General features: G+C 52.7%; 23 protein-coding genes and 4 pseudogenes. 16 read left to right on the top strand and 11 right to left on the bottom strand.

The window, feature by feature from the left end; all coding sequences use genetic code 11:
• Window positions 1-221 precede the first annotated feature (221 nt).
• The 11 genes and pseudogenes from JCM15764_RS27025 to JCM15764_RS15460 all read right to left on the bottom strand — a co-directional run bounded on the left by JCM15764_RS27025 (window position 222) and on the right by JCM15764_RS15460 (window position 8,431).
• Window positions 222-614, bottom strand: coding sequence for a DUF1329 domain-containing protein (locus tag JCM15764_RS27025; protein WP_279384482.1), 393 nt, complete (start codon window positions 612-614; stop codon window positions 222-224).
• Window positions 611-1,282 carry a DUF1329 domain-containing protein gene (locus JCM15764_RS27030; RefSeq protein ID WP_279384483.1) on the bottom strand — a complete coding sequence of 224 codons (672 nt, stop codon included), beginning with the start codon at window positions 1,280-1,282 and terminating at the stop codon, window positions 611-613. Before JCM15764_RS27030 ends, JCM15764_RS27025 begins: the two co-directional genes overlap by 4 nt.
• A 125-nt stretch (window positions 1,283-1,407) precedes the next feature.
• Window positions 1,408-3,098 (bottom strand): annotated as a pseudogene (locus tag JCM15764_RS28635) (DUF1302 domain-containing protein).
• 58 nt (window positions 3,099-3,156) lie between these two features.
• Window positions 3,157-4,218, bottom strand: coding sequence for an NAD(P)/FAD-dependent oxidoreductase (locus JCM15764_RS15440; protein ID WP_054697290.1), 1,062 nt, complete (start codon window positions 4,216-4,218; stop codon window positions 3,157-3,159).
• A gap of 74 nt (window positions 4,219-4,292) precedes the next feature.
• Complete coding sequence (locus tag JCM15764_RS15445) at window positions 4,293-4,520, bottom strand: benzylsuccinate synthase beta subunit family protein (RefSeq protein ID WP_279384484.1); 228 nt, start codon at window positions 4,518-4,520, stop codon at window positions 4,293-4,295.
• A gap of 32 nt (window positions 4,521-4,552) precedes the next feature.
• Complete coding sequence (locus JCM15764_RS30085; RefSeq protein ID WP_243689150.1) at window positions 4,553-4,930, bottom strand: glycine radical domain-containing protein; 378 nt, start codon at window positions 4,928-4,930, stop codon at window positions 4,553-4,555.
• A pseudogene (locus JCM15764_RS30090) lies at window positions 4,894-5,669 on the bottom strand (pyruvate formate lyase family protein). The gene JCM15764_RS30085 and the pseudogene JCM15764_RS30090 overlap by 37 nt, the downstream one beginning before the upstream one ends.
• Window positions 5,588-6,939: pseudogene (locus JCM15764_RS30095) on the bottom strand (pyruvate formate lyase family protein); the annotation flags it as partial. The pseudogenes JCM15764_RS30095 and JCM15764_RS30090, both read right to left, overlap by 82 nt.
• Window positions 6,837-7,136 carry a hypothetical protein gene (locus JCM15764_RS30100; RefSeq protein WP_243689152.1) on the bottom strand — a complete coding sequence of 100 codons (300 nt, stop codon included), beginning with the start codon at window positions 7,134-7,136 and terminating at the stop codon, window positions 6,837-6,839. The gene JCM15764_RS30100 and the pseudogene JCM15764_RS30095, both read right to left, overlap by 103 nt.
• Before the next feature lie 14 nt (window positions 7,137-7,150).
• Window positions 7,151-7,333: a benzylsuccinate synthase gamma subunit family protein gene (locus JCM15764_RS15455; protein WP_054697294.1), complete on the bottom strand. Its 183-nt coding sequence runs from the start codon at window positions 7,331-7,333 to the stop codon at window positions 7,151-7,153.
• Between the two features lie 57 nt (window positions 7,334-7,390).
• A complete protein-coding gene (locus tag JCM15764_RS15460; RefSeq protein ID WP_054697300.1) occupies window positions 7,391-8,431 on the bottom strand; it encodes a glycyl-radical enzyme activating protein in 1,041 nt (346 codons plus the stop codon).
• Window positions 8,432-9,046: 615 nt separating this feature from the next.
• On the opposite strand from JCM15764_RS15460, the pseudogene JCM15764_RS15465 reads away from it, so the two are divergent.
• The 16 genes and pseudogenes from JCM15764_RS15465 (at window position 9,047) to JCM15764_RS15530 (ending at window position 22,273) form a co-directional block, all read left to right on the top strand.
• Window positions 9,047-10,785 (top strand): annotated as a pseudogene (locus tag JCM15764_RS15465) (sigma 54-interacting transcriptional regulator).
• A gap of 192 nt (window positions 10,786-10,977) precedes the next feature.
• Window positions 10,978-11,439: an RrF2 family transcriptional regulator gene (locus tag JCM15764_RS15470; RefSeq protein WP_054697303.1), complete on the top strand. Its 462-nt coding sequence runs from the start codon at window positions 10,978-10,980 to the stop codon at window positions 11,437-11,439.
• 60 nt (window positions 11,440-11,499) lie between these two features.
• The gene (locus tag JCM15764_RS15475; protein WP_054697306.1) at window positions 11,500-12,507 is read left to right on the top strand and encodes a sulfate ABC transporter substrate-binding protein; all 1,008 of its coding nucleotides are present in this window, start codon (window positions 11,500-11,502) and stop codon (window positions 12,505-12,507) included.
• A gap of 48 nt (window positions 12,508-12,555) precedes the next feature.
• On the top strand, window positions 12,556-12,720 hold the full coding sequence (locus JCM15764_RS15480) for a YezD family protein (RefSeq protein ID WP_012647536.1): 165 nt from the start codon (window positions 12,556-12,558) through the stop codon (window positions 12,718-12,720).
• A gap of 49 nt (window positions 12,721-12,769) precedes the next feature.
• On the top strand, window positions 12,770-12,871 hold the full coding sequence (locus JCM15764_RS24345; RefSeq protein ID WP_243689153.1) for an Mrp/NBP35 family ATP-binding protein: 102 nt from the start codon (window positions 12,770-12,772) through the stop codon (window positions 12,869-12,871).
• Window positions 12,868-13,593, top strand: coding sequence for a P-loop NTPase family protein (locus tag JCM15764_RS15485; RefSeq protein ID WP_243689154.1), 726 nt, complete (start codon window positions 12,868-12,870; stop codon window positions 13,591-13,593). The genes JCM15764_RS24345 and JCM15764_RS15485 overlap by 4 nt, the downstream gene beginning before the upstream one ends.
• Before the next feature lie 198 nt (window positions 13,594-13,791).
• Window positions 13,792-14,664: a radical SAM protein gene (locus tag JCM15764_RS15490; protein ID WP_054697312.1), complete on the top strand. Its 873-nt coding sequence runs from the start codon at window positions 13,792-13,794 to the stop codon at window positions 14,662-14,664.
• Window positions 14,665-14,697: 33 nt separating this feature from the next.
• The gene (locus tag JCM15764_RS15495; RefSeq protein WP_054697315.1) at window positions 14,698-14,877 is read left to right on the top strand and encodes a YezD family protein; all 180 of its coding nucleotides are present in this window, start codon (window positions 14,698-14,700) and stop codon (window positions 14,875-14,877) included.
• A 29-nt stretch (window positions 14,878-14,906) separates the two neighbouring features.
• Window positions 14,907-15,785, top strand: a complete 879-nt coding sequence (gene nifH / locus JCM15764_RS15500) for a nitrogenase iron protein (protein ID WP_054697318.1) — start codon at window positions 14,907-14,909, stop codon at window positions 15,783-15,785.
• A gap of 114 nt (window positions 15,786-15,899) precedes the next feature.
• A complete protein-coding gene (gene cysK, locus JCM15764_RS15505; RefSeq protein WP_054697322.1) occupies window positions 15,900-16,826 on the top strand; it encodes a cysteine synthase A in 927 nt (308 codons plus the stop codon).
• 105 nt (window positions 16,827-16,931) lie between these two features.
• Window positions 16,932-18,446, top strand: coding sequence for a nitrogenase component 1 (locus JCM15764_RS15510; RefSeq protein ID WP_054697323.1), 1,515 nt, complete (start codon window positions 16,932-16,934; stop codon window positions 18,444-18,446).
• Between the two features lie 2 nt (window positions 18,447-18,448).
• On the top strand, window positions 18,449-18,769 hold the full coding sequence (locus tag JCM15764_RS27035; RefSeq protein ID WP_279384485.1) for a nitrogenase component 1: 321 nt from the start codon (window positions 18,449-18,451) through the stop codon (window positions 18,767-18,769).
• Between the two features lie 35 nt (window positions 18,770-18,804).
• On the top strand, window positions 18,805-19,773 hold the full coding sequence (locus tag JCM15764_RS15515; RefSeq protein WP_279384486.1) for a nitrogenase component 1: 969 nt from the start codon (window positions 18,805-18,807) through the stop codon (window positions 19,771-19,773).
• Between the two features lie 94 nt (window positions 19,774-19,867).
• On the top strand, window positions 19,868-21,106 hold the full coding sequence (locus tag JCM15764_RS15520; RefSeq protein WP_054697334.1) for an MMPL family transporter: 1,239 nt from the start codon (window positions 19,868-19,870) through the stop codon (window positions 21,104-21,106).
• Window positions 21,021-21,659 (top strand): RND transporter family protein, encoded by a 639-nt coding sequence (locus JCM15764_RS15525; protein ID WP_243689155.1) that lies wholly within the window; start codon window positions 21,021-21,023, stop codon window positions 21,657-21,659. Before JCM15764_RS15520 ends, JCM15764_RS15525 begins: the two co-directional genes overlap by 86 nt.
• A gap of 29 nt (window positions 21,660-21,688) precedes the next feature.
• Complete coding sequence (locus JCM15764_RS15530) at window positions 21,689-22,273, top strand: MMPL family transporter (RefSeq protein WP_279384492.1); 585 nt, start codon at window positions 21,689-21,691, stop codon at window positions 22,271-22,273.
• Window positions 22,274-22,293 lie beyond the last annotated feature (20 nt).

The following is a 22,293-nucleotide window of genomic DNA, read 5'->3' on the forward strand; positions in this document are numbered from 1 at the left end:
CCCGACGCTTCTTTTCCCGTGGCCGGGAGTGCCCATCCATTACCTTATGCCTTGGCCTGCCAGTGAATCGGAAGTCCATTCCTTGCGTGGGAAGGCTGTTTTGCCATGGATGATTCCCTGTTTGCCGGTTACCGGTAAGGCGTTTATGGCATAGGAATCCGTAAGCAGATCATGAACTGAGAAACTGTCGCCAAAGGCACAGGGCGAATCGTAGCTGGGGGTTATATAGGTGAAGCGACCCGGTACAGTTGCCCTCTGCCGTCGTACTGATCAGCAGCAGCGGCTCTCCAGCTGTCTTCATCCAGGTAGAAAACCCGTTTGCTGTAAAGGTGGCGTTTCCCCGGCTTGAGGGTTGCTTCCACCACCCAGACACGATGCAGTTCCCAGCGCACCAGATCGGGATTCAGGTGCTTCGCTTTCAAGACATCCTTCTCGTGGTTTGACTGGTACAGCATCTTGTAATCGTTGTACGGGATGTACATTTCCTTCTTGCCCACAAGCTTCCAGTTATAACGTTCCGGCGAGCCGCTGAACAGGAACAGATCGTCCCAGGTGGTTTGCCCGCCATATATGGAGCAGGGTGTGTCGAAAGACAGGTCCGGCGCCAGTTTCACGCGCCGTTGGCCGGGGAGGTACTGCCATCCCTGCCTGGCATTACGGCATAATCCAGCGGGTCAATTATCAGAAAGGATTCGCCCACTCGACGGCTTGGTCCGACGTAGTTCACCTTGAGGGCGTAGAAGTCTTTTGCATTGGGGTTTTTGGGGTCGTAATAAAAGAACTCCTGCTTGACGTTCCCATCGGTCTGCATGGTAGGCCGGCCGGTGGCGTCCACGGTATAGGAACGATACCTTTCCTGGTATGTCACATCCTCGTAATGGAGGATGTGATTCCAGATGGCCTCGATGCCGCTCTTGGGTATGGGAAAGGGATAGCCGGCGTGGGCGCCGGTAAACGCCAGTCCATTGTCGGTCAGCTTAGCTGTCAATGCGTGCTTTTTCGTGTTCTCCTGGACATATTTGGGGTGGGCGGCGGATCGATTGGTCTTGTACACGTCGATACGGAAGCCCGGATACTTCTTCAGCATCGCCTTGGCTCCCTCGGAGAGCTTGCCTGCATACTGGGCCATATTCTTGGCGGTGATGGAGAACTGGGGTTTTTCCCCTGCATAGGGATCGGGTCGCCAGCCATCGTTTTTGTAGCCGGCCGGAGACTTGGTGTTGCCACCGGCGTACTCCGGGATAGTGCCTTCCTTGTTGCCGGCCTTTTCGGCGCCGATCATTGTCAGGTTCTTGCCGAGCTGTGCGGCTCATCCGGGGATACCGCAGCTAGGGCCAACCCGGAAAAGGTAAGGACCAGTAAGGCTGCAAATGAGTATTTAAATTTCAACATTGTTATCTCCTTTTCTTAGAAACTGGTTTTAAATGTCAGGGAAAGCAGGTCGCGGTCCTTTAGCACCCCGTAAATGTCACCGGCGCCGTCTCCTGCTACCGAAGCCAACCCGGGGAAGGGGATCTGGCCGTTGGCGTCGGGATGGAGGGTGCCGAAAAAGCTTGCATAGGTAAGATCGATTTTGTACTTGGCCAGGATGTCGAAGGAGAGACCGACGCTGTAACTGCCGCTCTTTTTCGCGCCGCCGCCGGTGACCGCCGAGTTCCCGGAAATGCCGGTGGCGAAGTTGATGGGCATGGATAAGTCGACGCTGTTGAATACCTGCTTCCATTCCGGTACGAAATTCAGGGTGACCGTGGTATTGTCGCGGGTCGGCTTGTCGAGACCGCTGTATCCGGCGCGTCCGTTATAGAATTCCGGATTTTTTGTGACCCTGACCATGCGGCCGTAGGTGAATTCGAGAATCGCCGTACCCGTATGGAAAAGCGGCGTCTTGGGGAGGACGCTCAGGAAGTTCAACACTGCGTGCATGGTGTCTCCCCGTGCGCCCACGGGTGCCAGGGTCGTGCTGGCGATGGGCATATTGTGGCGGTAGGAGACCTCGGAGCCTACGCTTATGCCGAAGAACTGCTTGGCGAAACTCAGGCCGTAGAGGTCGATGTTGGAGCCGTAGGCGAAGTGGTATCGCAGGGGGATTGGCGACACACCGTCATAGTCCCCCACAACCTGGGGCAGTTTGTCCGAAAATCTGCGGTAGTAAGCCCCGATTGTACCTTTGAGCCTTCAGGGCTGTAGCGGGCCGAGATCCCCCAATCCCCCATCTGTCTCGGCTCATTGGGGCCGCCGTTACGGGGATTGATGAGCGGGTTCATGTTGAGGATGACCGATTCCCCCCCTTCCAGAAATGGATCGTACATCCCCAGGTAGGTTCCCGACTCGGGGAAAAGGGATGGCTCCCACTGCAGGTAGTACTGTGCTGCAATGGATAAATCATTGGTGGGCTGCACCTGGACCGAAACCTGGTTAAGGGGCCTGAAAATCTCTTTCAATTCCACACCAGGCATGCTGAGCGCCTTAGCCAAATCGATGGGAGACTGGCCGTAGGAAATGCCATTCATCCCGGCATAGGGGAAAAAAGCCTCACCCCAATAGATTGTGTGGCGCCCGACCCTTGTGTTGACGGGAACCTCACCCAGGTCGACCTTGGCGAAGGCGAAGGCGTCCAGTAGTTCGGCATCGAGTCCGTAGCGGTCCCGGGCAAAGGGACTGATACCGAGAGATTGCCGGCCGTCGACGATGTGGTTTTCGGTCGCCACAGAGTCATTGTCGAATCCACGCCTGTACATGGGGTCATACCAGGACGCTGCGCTGAGCCGGATCCCGAAATTGTTCTTATACACCGCATCCGCCTCGGTAAGGAGGTCCAGGCGGCTGGAGACGATCCCCCGGCCGAAATTGCGGTCGCCGTCATCGTTGTTAATGCTGTTGGTGATCGCCGGATTTCGCCCCTTGACACGTGAAGCCAGGGTGTATCTTAAGGTGTTGTCCCAATTGATTACGAGATCCTCGCTTCCGGTGGGAATCTCGAACGCATCGGCACTGCCGCAGATGCTCGTCACTGCTATCAATGCCGCTGCCAGAAACTTCTGGCGGTTGATGAACCGCGGTGCAGATTTATGCTTTAAGGTGTGTATTGCTTTCCCCATCTACTCCTCCTGTTTGATGTGCTGCCCAATGAATCCCCTGACTGCTGCGATCTCCCAATCAAGCAAGGAAATGCATCTGGGACATGCATTTGTCCATGTGCTGCAGGATGTCCCGGCAAGCTTCCCCATAGAGATCCCTTGCCGACCTGCCGTTGGAGCGTAGTGCCTGTGCAATAGCCTTCCCGCACCGGTAGCCGCTATCCATCGCAGCACTGATCCCTTCGCAGTTCAGGTAGATGAAACCGGCCGCTTCTCCGGTAACGAGCACCTTTTCCTGACCCAGGAAGATCGGCAGCAGTTCACACGTGCACCCCTCGTCCCGCCAATGTTCGCCAAAGGTCACACCGAACCGGCCTGACAACAACTGTTTGAATTTTTCCATGGATTGCCGAAGGTTTCGTCCATCCATCCCCCCCACATGCATGACCAGGTACTCGTCCTTCTGATGTACACAGAGAATGTAATCGCCGATTTCCTGCCTCAGGAATACGGTCCATCCGTTTGGCTTCAACGAACCCAGTGACTTTACTTTGTAATAACTTTGATAGGATGCGAGCTTGTGCCGCTGGGCGGACTCCGGGTTCTGTGCGTGCAGCAAACGTCGCACGGTGGAATCGTTGCCGTCCGCACCCACGAAATAATCGCACCTGAAGACCGCAGATTCGTTTGCCCGCCACATATGGACATGAACGTCGACAGTGCTGCCAACGGCGTCGAAGGCCTTCACTCTCGCACCGTCGCGGTACTCGGCGCCCGATTGATCGAGCAGCCACTTGTCGAACTTGTCTCGCCAGACATTGTGATAGGTGCGTGAGAACTTCCTGCCATCTTTGTCAATTTCCCAGGTGTACGGGATATAGCCCTGCCCATCATCCCATTCGCGGATATCGTCCGCTTCCACATATTTATTGTCGCAATACACCTCGGCCGGGACATGGGCCCCGAAATAGTCCTCGATCAGTTCCTGTGTCTGTCCGAACAACACTCCCGAACAGGTCTTGTGTCGGGGGAGGATCTCCTTTTCCAGGACCAGAACAGTGAAACCTTCATCCTTCAGCGCCTTTGCACAGGTGGAGCCTGCCGGCCCGGAGCCGGCTATCACCACATCGTACTGTTGCATTCAATCCTCCTGGCTTCCCCCCTGACCCGCATCAGGGGGAAGGTAATAGAGTCGGAAAGGGTGCATCCTGTTGCTTACACATGCTCTCTGAAACTGAGTTTTCCTTCTTCATGTCTGGCGCAGGTCATGCTGTTCACTTCAGTTACCCACCGTTTCCACACGCCCCCCATATTGTTTCTGTTGACCGTGCACTGGCCCCGCAGCGGATTGGTGGGGTCTGCAATCTGCCATTTACATATCTGGCAGGGTTTTTTGGTGCCTGTCTCTTTGTGCATCATATATTCGTCGCCAATCGTGCTCACTAGTGCCTCCTGTTCCTCGTTAGAAATATCAGTTACAGCTGCGTATTCAGGAATTCCAGATCATCGGCGCCAAAGGATTGCTCGTTTCTGGCAATGATGGTGTTTTGCCCATAGGTTGGAATATCCACGAATCGGGCGCTGAATCCGGAGACCCTGACGATCAGGTCCTGATGTTTTTCCGGTTCCTTCTGGGCGGCCTTCATCTCCGCAGTGCTCACGCAGTTGAACTGGACATGATCGATGCGCAGTTTCTCCCAGGCATCCATGTAGGATTTCCAGATGTCAAACCCATGCACGCTTCGCATGAGCGGTACCGATAACCGCTGATTCAATAGATTGGCCTTCTGGTTTTTCTGCACCTTGGAAACGGATTTTAATACGGCAGTCGGGCCTTTCTTGTCCGTGCCCATATAAGGAGAAATTCCGCCGTCATCACCAGCCTCGCCTCCGAATCGGCCATCGGGAGTAGGGCCGGTCCGGGAGCGATCTCCATGTAAAGGCCGACCGCCTGGCCTACGGGGAGTACGGGACCACCGGAGTAATTGGTGATCTTGGCCATCTCGCCGCCAATGATGTCCTCGTAAAAATCCTTGATGATGCCATCGGCATAGTCGTCGTCATTGCCCCATTTGGGCGCATTGAGGAAGTCCTGGCGCATCTCTTCGAAACCATTCCAGTTTGCCCGGAGGCAGTGATGAGCTGGGCCATGGTGTACTTCTTGTCGTCATAGATCAGCTTCTTGATTGCCACCAGGGAGTTGGCGGCAACGACCGTGGTGATGGGGTTGTGCCAGCCGTTGGGCTGCTCGGAAAGCTCCATGGCATCGATGCCAAACTCCATGCAGCCGTCGTCGATACTGGATACAAAAGGCATCTGGAGGAATTTGGATTCGAAATAGCGCATGATGTCCTTGGCGCGGATCACCTTGCTGGTCGCGTAGGCATACTGGGTCCTGAAGGCTTCCCACAACTGCTCGAAGGTCTTGAAGGTGGTGGGCTCGCCGGTGTGCGGGCCCAGCTGCATGCCCGAATATGACCAGTCGAACCCGTCGGCCAGGACAATTTCCATCATCTTGGCAGGGAAGATCGATCCCCCCCCTTCGGACCTGGTCTTATGGGTCTTGCGCCTTCCACAGAGGCCGGGAGACATGCACAGCACCAGGCCCCAGTAATGGCTTCCTCATCGGTTGCGCCGTTGTTGTTCTTGCTGAACTGGCTGTAATATTTCAGCTGTTCCGTGCCGATAACATCATGTTTTATGGATGGGTAACCCAGGCCATCCCGGATGCATTCAAAAACAAGATGTTTCGTTTTTTCTCGACCATTCGGGTGCCACCTGAAGACGATGGATGGTTCCGTGGTCCGGATATTTCGTGCCCCTTCCAGAATCGCGTCGGTCATGTCGCTGCAGGCATCCACATAGCCGGGTTTGGTTCCCCCTATGGTCAGAATGAAAAGGTCGTTGGAGCCGGGGAAGATCTCCCGGTATGCCCTGGACTTTCCTGCGCCATGTTCGGAAATTTTCAGCCGCTCCATCTCCACCATTTCGATCACGTCGGTGTGGGTCATGGGCTGGAAGGATTTATCCTTGACGCTAATGTTGTAGTAAGGCTCCAGCAGTTCATCTTCCTTATGTGCATAGCCGCTTGCATAGCGATCGATGGCATGGCAGAGCAGGAATGTGTACCATTTTGCCTGGAAGGCATCCTTCAGTCCCTTGCACGGCTCTGCCGGAACCCGGTGACTGATGTCGGCGATCTCCAGCAGTTCCTCTTTCCTTTCCTGGTTGGTCTCGAAATGTTCAGCGACGATCTTGGCGAGCCGGGCATGGCGCCTCGCCCAGTTGATAACCGCTTCGTCCGCAATGATCATGGCCTTCCAGACATCGATTTTGGCAATCCAGTCAAGGCCGGTGGTTGCATTCCAGGGGACCTTTTGCATTTCCTTTTTGGCATGATCGATGTTTTCCTTTGCCAGCTCGATCCGTTTCAGCAGGCCGTCCTGAATGACCGTTTCATAGGGGGGCAGATGCTGTTGTAACCGGTAGCGAAGCCGGGGGCCTCCATGGTGCTGACCTGATACATCTGCAGCAGTTCTTCCTGGGTGAAATATCGCTCGCCCTTAGCCTGCATGCTGTATTTCTTCCAGTATTCGTTGATCTCCGCAGCTTCCTCTTTGGGCTCGGGGGAATAGTTGCTGACGAGGTAGTCCTGGACCGCCATATAAGCGAGCTCCGGATAAAGGGGGAACATCTCCGGGTCTTCCGCGTGATAGCCGATGATGAATTCGTCCTGCTGCAGAACCAGGGTGCTTTTGTTCAAGATGTTCGCCAGCCCCAACGCTCTTCTGATAACCTCCGGTTGCCCTGCACTTGCCTTGTGCGCCTCGGTGATGAAGCGCATCCTTTCAATCCCGGCCCTGACCTCGGCATCGACAAATTCGCCGGCTGAAGCATGTTTCCAGCGGCATCTCGCTTGAGTCTTTTTGTCCTCTCCGTGGTAGGACGGGCAAGGTTCTCATGCAGCACTTCGTCGGCTATTCCGTTTTCATCCGGGTTTGCCAGTGGAAAGTCGATAACCCTGCCGTCGTACTTGATAGATGTAGCAACTGTTGCCATGAATGACCTCCTCTTTAGGCATTTTGAGCTTTTTTGAATGTTCCGCATGACGGTGAATCAGTCTTTGTCGGTTTCGAAAGCCAGTATTTCCCCTTAGCGTCCTGTTTTTCCAAAACGCAGTCTCCCTTGCCTGCTTCATAGTCCCCGGCATGTTCAGGAATGGGAAAATAAAATGAGCAATTTTTACATGTGGTCATATTGAATCTCCTTTATTTGCTTAGTTAAAATTCTGCGGAATAGGGGGATGCGAACATTTAGTGTCGCGTTGGGACCACCCCCTTTTTTTGTGGCAGATGTACCGGTGGCAAATGCCCCCGTCTTGCTTCCAATGCCCTGTTGGCGACACCATTTTCTGCTGCAGCCGACGCCCCGACCATACCGCCGATGGTAATCTCTCGAATACCTTGCTGTTCGAGGGCCTGGACCAGGGGCGCAAGCTGCTGAACCGCAAGGTCCGGAACCTTCTGGTATTGATAGCTGCGCCCCAGCTGAATATATTTCCCAGCGGCGTACGAGTGGAAAGGAAGGATGTCGACTCCGGACAGGTTGCCGGCGAAATGTCCCAGATAGACCGCGTATGTTTCGAAATCTTCGCTGCTATCATTGAAGTGGGGAATGATCGGGAGATGGATACGTACCGCTGCCTTGGCTTCCAAAAGCCGTTCCAGGTTCGACAGGATTTTCTGCAGGGAGCCGCCGGTTACCCGTTGATGCTTTTCGGGATCCAGGGATTTGATGTCGACAATGAAAAGGTCCACGTATTCCAGAAGGGGAGCGATGTTATGCCATTCCGCAAGCAGGCAGGTCTCCACCGCCACATGGAGATTCTCCTTTACTTTCAGGCTTCGGGCCAGATCGCAGGTGAATTCAGGAAACATCAAAGGTTCTCCACCACTGATTGTGACTCCACCTCCGCTAACCTCGTAGAAGATCCGGTCCGACCCAGCTTCCAGAAGAATGTTCTCCATGGGGATGGATTTGCCTACCGTTTCACGTGCACCGAACCGGCAGGCGGATACACACTGCAAGCAGGATGTGCAGAGTCTTCTGTCGCTTGTTTTCTCCATACAGTCGTGGTCCATATTGCCCGTGCCTGATGAACAGGCTGCCTGGCATTGCCGGCAGCCGGTACATTTGTTTGCGTAAAAATAAAACTCTTGTTTAGAGCTGATATTTTCAGGATTGTGGCACCATGGGCAATGGAGGGGACACCCCTTGAGGAAAATGGTTGTTCTGATACCTGGGCCATCCTGCAGACAAAATCTCTGTATTTCGGTGATGAGCGGAGTGGGCATGGGGCCTCCTTTGGGGCAAGAACAGGTCTGAGCGACTGCATCTGATGAGCTATTTAGCAGAAGACATGCCAAAACAATGTTTCATAAAATGTTGGTAGTATGTATGTTTCTTCCGACACTATGTTTAAGAGATGGATATAACATCTTTTAAATCATGATGTTGTGGTGTAGAATGCTGCATAAAATATTGTTTGTGTTACGTGGTGATAGGGGTGATGGGACATGTTTTTTTTATTTTGTGTGGCGTCTTGAGGTGTCTGCACCAAATGTGAGGAGGAAGTTCATGGGGAAAAGTTTGATTATTTTCTAAATATTACCCTTCGTATTCCCGTATTTCATAAAATGATGAAGCATTTTCCGCGTTGCCTCGAAAAAAATCGAAGAATGGTGTGTCGGTATGGGAGGGATGGTCGACTGCGAATCTTAGGGGGAAAGAAAGGTGCCATTGCATAACATATTGATAATATGTTGCTTTTGTAATGTTTGATGCCCGGTTCATAGCCAGTTGGGCACAAGGTGTAAATAATTGCAATTTTAGTTGATGTGATATATATGTAAAACATTGTTTCAATGTTGTTCAGGATGTTTGCGAGGTAAATCTCGAGAAAGGGTAGTATGGTGAAAAAAAGTAAGCTCGCAAAGGAAACCTCTGCAAATGAAACAGTCAGTAATAATCTTCGTTCCCAATTGCGGTTTTCAAGCGAAACCGGCGAGATATGGCTGCATGAGCATCGAATGCTCCTTGTACATGCAGACTCCCATGCGAAATTGCGCCGCGAGTTGATCGAGTCCCTTGGAATTAGCCGCGCTCGTGGCATGATCATGCGCATAGGCTATGCTACCGGCATAAATGATTGCGAACTCACCCATATCAATCGGAATTGGACAAACGACCATGAAAGTTTCATGGCCGGTCCACTCCTGTTTACCCTGGAGGGAAATGCCAAGACTTCTATCCCTAAATTAGAAATTAACCGTAAAATGGGTAAGTTTTATGTGGAAGCTCTCTTGGAAAATTCCTGGGAGAGCCAGGCGTACCTGCGCCATTATGGTGAGTCCACGGAAGGGGTGTGTTGGTATTTACATGGCTACTCGAGCGGTTATTGCTCAGCTTTTATGGGTAAACCGATTCTTTGCAAGGAAATAAAATGTTTCGCTGCAGGTGGGAAACACTGTTACCTTGTCGGTAAGCCAGTGGAGGAATGGGATGATTCCAGTGATTATTCGCTAATGATGAATCAAGAATCCATTGCCGAACAGCTCATTGGTCTTCAAAATGAGGTTGTGCACTTACGTTCCGCCATAAGTGAAAAAAAAATGCCGTCTTATGTGGTGGGCAATTCGCCGGCCTTTCTCGCTGCTTACGACCTACTTATGCAAGCGGTGGATAGCCAGATCACGGTGCTGCTGCTAGGTGAAACCGGGGTAGGCAAGGAGGTTTTCGCCCGCACGCTGCATGAGAAGGGCGCCCGTTGCAAGGAGTCGTTCATCGCCATCAATTGCGCCGCCATACCCCATGATCTGGTGGAGTCGGAACTGTTCGGAGTGGAGAAAGGCGCTTTTACCGGCGCCCTTGCCTCCCGGCCCGGTCGTTTCGAGCGGGCCAACGGCGGCACCTTGTTCCTGGATGAGGTGGGTGACCTGCCTCTTTCGGCCCAGGCGAAGCTGCTCCGCGTGTTGCAGGAGGGTGAGGTGGAGCGCCTGGGAGGTACAAAAACCCACAAGGTCAACGTGCGGCTGGTTACGGCAACCAATATCGACCTGAGACAGCTGGTCGAAAATGGCAAATTTCGTTCCGACCTGTACTATCGGTTGAATGCTCTGCAGATCCACATTCCTCCCCTCAGAACGTAAGCTTGATATTTTGATCCTGGCCAAGACTTTTCTCAAGAAATTCAGCGATGTTAACGGGAAAAAACTGCGCGGTTTCTCCGACAAGGCCAAGCTGGTTTTGCTCGCCTATCAATGGCCGGGCAATATCAGGGAACTGCAGAATGTTGTGGAGCGCGGAGTGATGCTTGCTCCCAATGGCACCCATATCTCCATCCACCATATGTTTCCTTCCTACAGCAGTGAATTTTCCGAGCTGGCGCTCAATGCCAAGGGGGTTGAGTGACAGCCAGAAGGAAAGCGGCAAGGATTTTTGCGAGGCGATTCTGAGCGGGCGGATAACCCTTGAACAGGCAAATACTCTCCTGGCAGAAGCTGCCGTGGAGAAAGCAAGCGGCAACCTTTCGGCAGCGGCGAGAATGCTCGGCCTAACGCGGCCTCAGCTGGCCTACCGCCTGGAGCATCGCCCGGAAAATGCAGTCATGAAATTTTCCAGCCGCAAGCCGAAGACCAGGGCTTCATGAACCATCTACTGCAGGTTAACTTCAGGTATCACGCGCCTGTCGGTTTAAAAAAGGGTTAGCTTAATTTGGCTAACCCTTTTTTTTATGGACGATACAGGGATCGAACCAGTGGCTTCTACCATCTGAAAAAATAAACTTGACCTGTCCCTGTCTTTTTTGTATGATTTGTCTATCGATTTAATAGGGTAAAAAATGATATCAAAAAAAACTAAATATGCGTTGAAAGCTCTTATATACCTTTCCCGGACCAAGAAGGGAGAGCCTGTGCTCATTGCCGATCTGGCAGAAGACGAGAAAATTCCCAAGAAATTCCTGGAGTTGATTCTACTTACATTGAAAAACAACGGCATTCTCCACAGCCGCAAGGGAAAGGGGGGAGGGTACTCCTTGGGCAAACTTCCCAAGGAAATAAGTATGGGCAGTGTCATCAGGATGTTAGAAGGGCCGTTGGCGCCTGTACCGTGTGTCAGTGAAACAGCCTATTCAAAATGTACCGAATGCGAGGATGAGACTACCTGTGGAATAAGGCTGGTTATGAAGGATGTGCGTGACGCAATTACCCAGATCCTCGATCACACAACATTGCAGGATGTTTTAGAGCGTACGGAAAGGGCAGCACTGCTGGAAAAAGGTGTTTTGAATTACATGATTTAAATTTTTTTTGCCATTTTAGTCTATTTATTCTATAGACTAAAATAAAAAAGGAGATGGAAAATGATCAGAATCAAGATGGCTGCAATTTTTGCGGGATTGGCCCTTGCTTTGCCTGGTGGTGCACTGGCGGAGGTAAACCTTTTGAACGTATCCTATGATCCCACCAGAGAACTGTATCAAGAGTATAACGCAGCTTTTACCAAATATTGGAAAGGTAAAACCGGCCAGGATGTGACATTCAAGCAATCCCATGGCGGCTCCGGCAAGCAGGCACGTGCTGTCATCGATGGTCTTGAGGCGGACGTGGTCACATTGGCTTTGGCTTACGACATCGATCAGATCCACGACAAGGCAAAGCTGATTCCTGAAAACTGGCAGAAGCGCCTGCCCAACAACAGTGCCCCGTATACATCCACCATCGTTTTCCTGGTGCGTAAGGGCAACCCGAAAAAGATCAAAGACTGGAATGATCTGGTCAAGCCTGGCGTCTCCATAATCACTCCCAATCCGAAAACTTCAGGCGGCGCCCGCTGGAATTACCTTGCTGCCTGGGCCTATGCGCTTAAGCAAAAGGGTGGCACTGATGTAAAGGCAAAGGAGTTTGTCGGTAAGCTATTCAGGAATGTACCCGTTCTGGATTCGGGCGCCAGGGGATCAACAACTACTTTTGTGCAGCGTGGCATCGGCGATGTTCTTCTGGCATGGGAAAATGAAGCTTTTCTCGCTGTCAATGAGCTGGGTAAGGACAAGTTTGAAATAGTCGTTCCATCACTGAGCATTCTTGCCGAACCGTCGGTGAGCATTGTTGACAAGGTGGTGGATAAGAAGGGTACGCGCAAGGTTGCAGAAGAATATCTGAAATATCTATACTCCAGGGAAGGCCAAGTGATCGCTGCCAATAACTATTACCGTCCACGGGATAAAAAAGTTGCAGCAAAATATGCCAAGGCTTTCCCCAAAGTGAAGCTTTTTACCATAGACGATGTCTTTGGTGGGTGGCGGAAAGCGCAATTGACACATTTTGCTGATGGTGGGGTCTTTGACCAGATTTACATACCTACGAAATGAAATTGACGTCCAGGTGATCGATTGAGCGCAGTAGAGGAGGCAACCAACATGGGTGATGGTGGAGTCAACGGGACGCAGGAACAATGGAACGTGGAGTTGGAGCGTAAAATTCGTAATGCGCTGCAGTCAATTAAATTCGGGACCGTGACCCTTGTGATTCAGGACGGCAAGGTAATTCAAATCGACAAGAACGAAAAAATCCGGCTGACCTGAAGCCGCCAGGGGATGGTATCGGCAATCAGCTGGCATCATGGAGGCTGCCATGGCAGAACATATTATTGTTGTAGGCAAGGGGGTAGGTAAATCCACCACTTCTGCTAATCTGGCTGCAGCTTGGCGGAGGCCGGGCGTCGAGTCGTCTTGATCGGTTATGATCCCCGTTGGAGCGCAACCGCCACCCTGCGTGGCACCTCGCCTCTGCTGCCGGTTCCTGAATGGCAGAACGGAGACGTGGTTCCCCATTATGCTGTCGGCTTCAAGGGAGCCCTCTGCATAGAAGCAGGGGAGCTTACCATTGAGGGGGAAACTCCCCGAAGTGCGGAACTCCTGTACCACCCGCTACTGGTACGGCATCGCCCCGATTTTATAGTTCATGATGTGGCATGGGAACCGGGGGCTTCCTTCTTGTTGCCGCCTGCTTCTGAAGGTGTGCCAAGGCTTCTGGTGGTCACATCGGGGGATATGACGTCAATCAATGTCGTGAATGAACTCTTCAGTTGGTTGAATACTGTGGCATCAAGCAATTGCCGTTTTAGTGGGGTAGTGATCAATAACCTGAAGGGACCTCTCTATGAATCGATCATTTCCGATTTTGTCTCCAGGACCGGCACTGTCGTTATGGCCAGCGTTCCCCATTCCGTGATGGTATCGGTCAGTGATTTTTATAACCAGACTTTGATCGAGGCTGCTCCCTGGTCACATAATGCCTATGCCTACCGCAAATTGGCACGCCAGATCGAAGATTCTGCCGTGGTTCCCCGGCCGGTTTATCTCAACGGAGAAGAACTTGCAAATTGGGCAAGGAAGTGGGGAGAAATAATCTCAGAACTGGAGACAGGGGTAGTAAGGGACGGTTCAAGCATATGACAGGTGACAGCTCATTGCATCAGGTCCTGTGGTGAAATGAGATAAAAAAAGCTTGACAATAAAATCTATTTCCATTATTAATCTATCTAAAAGATAGACTAAAAAGTTTAATCAATTTCAAAGGCTCACTGGACAAACCGGAGGCCAAGGATATTTTTCCTTGGCCTCTTTTTATTTCAGCAACGGAGGGGGATACCCATGGCGAGTACAAGCTCGGGCAGGAACAACATTCAGGGTCATCCCTGTTTCGGCGGCAACAGACACAAAAATGGCCGGATTCATCTGGCTGTGGCGCCTCGTTGCAACATACAGTGTGGTTATTGCACCCGCAGGCATGACTGCGTCAATGAGTCCCGCCCCGGCGTTACCAGCCGGATTCAGACGCCGAAGGAAGCTCTTGAGACCGTACGTGCCGTCATGAAAAACGACTTGGGCGATATTATCAAAGTGGTCGGTATCGCAGGCCCAGGGGACCCCCTGGCCAACGAAGAGACATTCGAAACTTTCCGGCTGGTCGGGGAAGAGTTTCCTCAGCTGATCAAATGTCTGAGCACCAATGGGCTGCTTCTCCCGGAGTCATTGGATAGGCTTGCCGAACGCGGCCTTGGCAGTCTTACGGTAACGATCAATGCCATAGATCCGGTGATTGCCGGACGGATTTACAAGCATGTCCTGTACCACGGCAAACGGTATAGCGGCAGAGAAGGCGGAGAGCTGATCATCTCCAGACAGCTTGCCGGTGTAGAAAGGGCGGTTGAGCTGGGTCTGACCGTGAAGGTGAACAGTGTCCTGATTCCGGGCGTGAATGAGCAGCAGATCGGACTCATCGCAGAAAGGGTCAAAGAATCGGGGGCATTCGTCATGAACGTCATGCCCCTTATACCCCAGGCGGACTTTGCCCACATTGTTCCACCTTCACCCGAGGAGCTCGAACTGGTACGCACCGCCAACGAAAAGATCATCGGCCAGTTCCGCCATTGTCGGCAATGCCGCGCAGATGCCATCGGACTCATCGGGCAGGACAGTCAGGGCGCCGACAGCGGCTGTTCCATAAGCCAATTGGCCGTCTGAAAACATTTCTTCAACTGGTCGTAGAGGTGCAATATGACGCAAATTCCTGTAATCATTAGAAAAGGTTCGGATTCCCTGCCCGAGGGGGCACTGGACACGCTGGCCGAAATGGTAAAAGCGGTGCGCTATGGGTCCATCACCCTGGTGGTGCAGAACGGCAGGTTGGCACAGATAGACAAGACAGAGAAGTTTCGGTTGAGCAAGGCACAATAATTCATGGAAAGAGAAAAGGAGCAGAAACAATGTCCCAAAAAAAAGTAAAAACCATTGCAATCTACGGTAAAGGAGGAATCGGCAAATCGACGACCACTTCAAACATCACGGCAGCCCTGTCGACACTGGGTCTCAAAGTGATGCAGATCGGCTGCGACCCCAAGAGCGATTCCACCACAACCTTGAGGGGAGGGGGCTACATACCGACCATCCTTGATACGCTCAGGGACAAGAAGTCGGTCAAATCCAATGAAATCATCTTCGATGGCTTCAACGGAATCTATTGCGTAGAAGCAGGCGGTCCAGCCCCTGGAGTAGGCTGTGCCGGCCGCGGCATCATCACTTCGGTGGAACTTCTCAAGCAGCTCAGAGTCTTCGACGAACTGGACCTGGACGTGGTGGTCTATGACGTTCTGGGGGACGTCGTCTGCGGCGGGTTTGCGGTACCGATCAGGGAAGGGATTGCCGATCATGTCTTTACCGTTTCTTCATCCGACTTCATGGCCATCTATGCCGCCAACAACCTCTTCAAGGGGATCCAGAAATACTCCAATAACGGCGGCGCCCTCCTTGGCGGCGTTATCGCCAACTCCGTCAACACCGGCTATGCCAAAGAGATCATAGATGATTTCGTCGCCCAGACAAAAACCCAGGTGATCGAGTACGTGCCCCGATCGGTAACGGTCACCCAGAGCGAGCTGCAGGGCAAAACCACCATCGAAGCCTTCCCCGAGTCCGAACAGGCAAAGGTTTACCGGGGCCTGGCCCAGAAGATCTACGATCACACCGAATCAAAGGTTCCGACACCCCTGAATGACAAGGAACTCCATGAGTGGGCCTTCAAATGGGCCGATACCCTCCTGGCCATGGAGACCGGAGAAGTCCGCAGCAAAGCAGCGAATATCTAGGTTCGTCAGGAAATTATGCTTTTACACCCTCTCCCCATGGTGGGAGAGGGAGATCGGATGATGCGGGAAATCGGAACCACAAGCACGCTAATTATTATCAGGAGGAATTCAACTATGGGACGCATTTACAACAACTTGACTGACCTTATCGGCGGAACACCCCTACTTCATCTGCACCGGCTGGGCAAAGGGCTCGGCGCCGATGTTATTGCAAAGCTTGAATCCTTCAACCCCGGCGGCAGCGTCAAAGACCGCATCGGCTTCTCCATGATCAAGGCCGCCGAAGAAAAAGGACTGTTGAAAAAAGACTCGGTCATTATCGAGCCTACCAGCGGCAATACCGGCATAGCCCTTGCTTTTGTCGCCGCCGCCCGCGGCTATCGGCTGATCCTGACCATGCCCGACACCATGAGCATTGAAAGGCGGAATCTGCTAAGGGCCTACGGAGCGGAACTCGTATTGACACCAGGCGCCAAGGGGATGAAAGGAGCCATCGAGGCGGCAGATGAATTGGCAGCCACTACTCCCAATTCATTCGTCCCCCAGCAGTTCAAGAATCCGGCGAATCCCGCCATTCACAGAGCCACCACAGCCGAAGAAATATGGGCTGATACCGACGGCAAGATCGACATCCTTGTGGGAGGCGTCGGTACCGGCGGCACCGTCACCGGTGTCGGCGAAGTCCTGAAGGAGCGCAAACCCGGCTTGCAGGTCATTGCAGTAGAACCATTCGATTCGCCGGTATTGTCCGGAGGAACCCCCGGTCCCCACAAAATCCAGGGTATCGGCGCCGGTTTCATCCCGGAGGTGCTCAATCAGTCAGTCGTCAACGAGGTCTATAAGGTCCGCAATGAAGAGGCATTTCTGACCGGAAGACGACTTGCCAGGGAAGAGGGGCTTCTGGTGGGAATTTCCGGCGGTGCTGCAGCTTTCGCTGCTTTGCAGATTGCTGCCCGGCCGGAGAATGCCGGCAAAAAGATCGTGGTGGTCCTTCCCGATACTGGTGAGCGCTACCTTTCCACACCGCTTTTCGAAGAGTAGTCCATGGGAATGCGGCTTCAGTGAGACAGGCTGTTTGGTTCAAAATGGGTAGCTGGCTGTTCCCTTGGAAAGCAGTAGAAAAAGCATTTTAGAAAGGAAATAAATATGAGCGAAAAAATCGACCTCAGTACAAATACCTGCCCCAACAGGGAACAGAGGGCCAACGGCGTCAACATTTTTTATGGCAAGGCCACGGAACTGGTGGCTGACGCCCGTGCCGGAAAACTGAAGCATCAAGAGCGGGCGTTTCAGCAGACTTCCGGCTGTATCCTCAACTTCTACCTGACTGTACGCGTCATGACGATCCGCGACGCAGTCATGATCGTCCACGCCCCGGTTGGCTGTTCGTCTTCCGCACTGGGATACCGGGAGCTGTTCAAGGGGATTCGGAAAGGGCTCGGAGGAATGCCGGAAGATTTCGAATTCCATTGGCTCACCACCAACCTGAACGAACGTGATGTGGTGTACGGCGCCGCCGACAAGCTGAAGGCCGCCATTCATGAGGCGCAGGACCGCTACAATCCGAAGGCCATCTTCATCATGTCTTCATGCACCTCAGGCATTATCGGCGAGGACATTGACGGTGTAGTGGCCGACATCCAGCCGGATATCTCCGCAACCATCGTTCCTGTCCATTGCGAAGGTACAAAATCGCGCCTGGTTCAGACCGGATATGACGTATTCTGGCATGCGGTTCTCAAGTACCTGGTGAAGCCACCGAAGAAAAAGCAGCCTGATCTGGTCAATATCGCCAGCATGTTGTCTTATACCTGGCAGGACAGAATGGAGATCACCCGATTGCTGGGCAAGGTGGGGCTTCGCGTCAACTTCATCCCGGAATTCGCCACCGTCGAGCAGTTTGAACAGCTCTCCGAGGCGGCGGTAACGGCGCCCATGTGTCCTTCCTATACGGATTATCTGTCGCGCGGCCTTGAGCAGGAACATGGAGTCCCGTTCTTTCTTTATCCTTCGCCGATCGGTATCGCTCACACCGACGAATGGCTGCGGACAATCGCCAAATATACCGGTAAAGAAAAAGAGGTGGAGGCGCTTATAGCTGAAGAACACGCCACCTGGGTTCCACAGCTGGAAAATATCCAGGGTGAGTTCCAGAGCCTGGCTCCCGAAGGTGACAAACTTGATGTGCTCGGCTCCTTGGGACAGGGGCGGCTTCTGACGCAAACACCATTTTTCAACGAGCTTGGCGTCAAGGCAACCGCTGCCATAGTGCAGGATTTCGATAATCTTGTTCTGGATGAAATGGATAAGATGATCGAGGAAACAGGTGATTTCGATGTGCTGATCAACACTTTCCAGGCGGCAGAGGTCGCCCACATTGCCAAGAATCGGGCGCCGGACATCGTGCTGAGTTGCCCGTTCCAGGGAAGCGCCTATAAAAGGGACAAGGGGATGACCAGGATACACGCTCTGCGTGGTGACGCCCGTGAATGGAGCACCCAGGCCGGTTACAAGGGGGCGGTGGCTGCGGGAAATTTTCTGCTTCAGTCCACAAAGAACAAGTCTTTTCAGCAGACCATGAAGGCCAATACGGAAGAGACTTATACCGACTGGTGGTTTAAGCGGCCAAATCCGGTCTATCTGAAAGAGGAGGGGGCATAGCAATGAGTCAAGCAAAAGTTGTTGAACTTTATCCCGATATTGCCGAAGCGCCACGATATTCCTGTGCCCTTGGCGGAGCTTATGTAACCGCACTTGCAGTCACCCATGCGGCTCCCATTCTTCATTCGGGCGCCGGATGCGGCCTTGGCCAGCAGTTCGGCCAGAACTATGCCGGTGGCATGAATGCCGCAGGCCGGCATGGCAACACAAGCACTCCCTGCTCCTGTCTGGTGGAAGAGCATGTGGTATTCGGTGGAGAGGAGAAACTGCGCGACCTGATTGCATCGACCTCAAGGTTGTCAAGGCTGACCTGTTCGCCGTAATTTCCGGCTGCGTTCCTTCCCTCATAGGTGACGATGTGGCGGCAGTGGTGAAAGAATTCAAAGGCCAGACGAACATCATTCATGTGAACACCGCCGGGTTCCTGGGCAATTCCTATCTGGGCTATGAACATTTCTTCGAGGCGGTAGTGGACCAGTTGCTGGCGCCGCTCCCGAAGCAGAAGAAACTTGTCAACATTTTCGGCATTGTGCCCAGCCAGCATATTCAGTGGAAGGGGCATCTGAGGGTTTTAAAGGCGCTGCTTGGGAAAATCGGCGTAGAGGCCAACATTATTTTTACCGAAAAAGACGGTCTTGCGGCCCTGAAAAAGATCTCGGCTGCTGAATTGAACCTTGTCTTTTCACCCTGGCTCGGGCTCAAGGTCGTTGAAAAATTGAAGGAAAAGTTTGAAATCCCATACGAGGTGATCCCTTTTGTGCCTGTAGGACCCCAGGACACTACCAGCTTCCTCAGGCAGATAGGCGAGCTGCTTCATATACCGAAGAAGACGATTGAGGCGGTCGTGAAACCGGAGGAATGGGACGCCTACAATACCGCTGAATATTTCGGCGATCTTCTGGTAGTCGGCCTTCCCAATGCCTATTTCGGTGTGATTGCCGACAGCGGCACGGCCATCGGGCTGACCCGCTACGGCACCAATGAAATCGGTTTGCTTCCGGAGTTGGTGATTGTCAGCGATAATCCGCCTGAAGAATCGAGGGAGAAGATTACCCGACTATTGACGGAGGGGTTGGCCAGCAGTATCAAACCCAAGGTCATTTTTGAGACAGATAGTCACAAGATCAAGCTCATCCTGCAAAAGCACACCCTGCAGCTTCTGTTGGGGAGCTCGCTTGAAAAGCATCTGCCAAAGGGAGATGCCGGATTTTTAAGCGTATCGTTTCCAACGTTCGACCGGATAGTTCTCGACCGGAGCTACGCCGGTTACCGGGGGGGGCTGAACTTTATCGAAGACGTGGGTGCACAGTTCTGCGGACCGCTGTAATAGGTATCGGGATTATCTCTGCTTGGTGGTAACAAAAGCGAGAAAGAAACAACTGCTGTAGAAGATGTGCTAACCAGAGATCTGGAGGCCGGTTATGCCTGATAAAGCTACCGGCCTTTTTTTTAGGCGGCGCCGGATTGCCGGGCAGGTTGCCGGTGAAGGAGGGGAAACTTTGATACGGAAAATTGCAGAAAAAATCATCAGGTACAGGGTACAGGTCCTTCTGGTTATTGTGGCCTTGACCGTATTCTTTGCCTGGCACCTTAAGGATATCAAGATTGCTTTCGGCGGTGGCGATATCGTTCCTCCCAACCATCCTTATGTGAAGTTGACTGAGAGGATGGTGGAGAAGTACGGCGGCGAGCATCTCGTGGAGATTGCCATACAGGTGAAGAAGGGAGATGTTCTTGACCCGGTGAATCTGGCCAAGGTTTACAGGATCGACCAGAAACTGCGTGAAATGCAGGGAGTGGTTACCTCGAAGATTATCTCGGTCGCATCCCGCAAGTTTTCGCGGGTTAACTTTGCCTATGACGAACTTGGGTATTCTACCCTCCACTTCGAAAAGTACCAGGACCTTGTCCGGAAGATCAACGACGGAGACAGCAAGGAGGCCACTGCGTTCAGGGAAGAGGTGCTGAACAATGACATGATCTCCGGTACCATTGTGTCCCCCGACCGAAAGAGGACGCTCATTCTGGCCGGTTTCAGGTACGAAGAGGATTACCGGTACATATTCGAGACGTTACAGAAGATAGTAAACGAAGAAAAGGATGCAAACACAGAATTTTTCCTGGCTGGGCGGCCGATCATGCTCGGTTATATCGACTCGGCGTTCAGGGGAATTCTGGTCGTCTTCGCCATTGCCGTTCTGGTGATGGTGGTAACCCTCTATCTGGACTTCCGGACCATCCGCGGCGTCCTTCTCCCTCTCTCTTCAGGTTTGATCGGCGTTGTCTGGGGACTCGGTTTCATGTCCCTTCTCGGCCACCGGATAGATGTTCTTGGGGTGACCATACCCTTCCTGCTGGTTGCACTGGCCCACGGTCATTCAGTCCAAATTCTCTCCCGGTACTACTATGAGTATGCCAACGGCCGCAATCGAGGAAGCGGCAGTAGAGTCGATGATCGGCCTCTTGAAACCAATGACCACCTCTATTTTTGCCGATGCAGTGGGGCTGTTCGTCCTGATACTGATGCCTTTCCGAAGTATCCAGTCCATGGCACTGGTGGGGACTGCAGGCATCGTGGCTATCTGCGTCGGCTGCTTTGTCTTGATACCGGTCTCCCTTGCACTACTCCCCCCCATGAAACAATCTTCAGTCAATCGTGAAGAGAGCTGGTTCGGGCCGATCTTCGAACGTTTGGCTAAATTTTCCCTTGGAAAGGGCAAAGTGCCGATTCTCGCTCTTACTGGCGTAGTGCTGGTAATTGCACTTGTGGGTGCTTTCAAGGTACGGGTCGGCGAACTGCAGTCCGGTTCGCCCGACTTCTGGCCGAATGCCCCCTACAACAAGGCGGAGAAAGTCGTTGAGCAAATGACCGGCGGCAACCTCTATTGGATAAACATAGAGGGTGACCGCACCGGCGCTCTTTACGATGCAAAGGTGATCAGTGACATCAACGCCCTTCAGCGACATCTGGGTGAGATGCCTGAGGTGGGTTACTCCATATCCTATGTGGACGCCCTGAAAAAGGTAAACGCAGCAATGCATGAGAATGATCCGCGCTGGGAGATCCTTCCGAACGATACTGCTTCGGCGGGGGAACTGATTGGAATGATCGGGGGAAGCGAGGGGTACGACGAAAGCAAGGACATGTTCACCAAGGACTACAAGTCAGGCACCATCGCGGTTTTCTCAAGGACCGCAAGCCTGAAACACTGAAAAATGTCATTTCCGGCACTCGTGACTTCCTGAAGAAAAATCAGACGAGCGACATACGCTTCGAACTCCCTGGCGGAACAGCGGGCATCTATTCGGCAATCAACGAGGAGATTGAGAAAAACGAGTTCCTTAGCGTCGTCATCGTCGTTGTGGCGTGTCTGATTCTCACCGTTCTTGCCTTCAAGTCATGGCTTGCCGCTCTCATCATCTTTGTACCCCTGCTTATCGGCAAGGCGATCACCATGGCCTTCATGGGCTATGGAGGCATTGGCTTCTTCATCTATACCTTGCCGGTTGTAACCCTCGGTTTCGGGTTGGGAATCGATTTCTCCCTCTACATTCTGGCCCGGTTCAAGGAAGAAATTTCAGAATCCGGTGATTTTGTCACGGGATACATCAAGGCGCTCGGCACCTCGGGGCGTGCCGTGCTCTTTACCGGTCTGACCATGACCGGCGGCCTGCTAACCCTTTGTCTGTCCGAGATGCGTTTCCAGGCGATCCTCGGTTCCATGCTGAGCGTGGTGGTAATGGCCAACACGATCATCGCGCTACTGTTTTTCCCGGTTTTACTATCGGTCATCAAACCTAAATTCTTGTTTCAAAGAGGGGAATAACCCCTTCTGCATGCAATCTA

The sequence above is a fragment of the Geotalea toluenoxydans JCM 15764 genome, from assembly GCF_001311985.1.
GTDB lineage: Bacteria > Desulfobacterota > Desulfuromonadia > Geobacterales > Geobacteraceae > Geotalea > Geotalea toluenoxydans.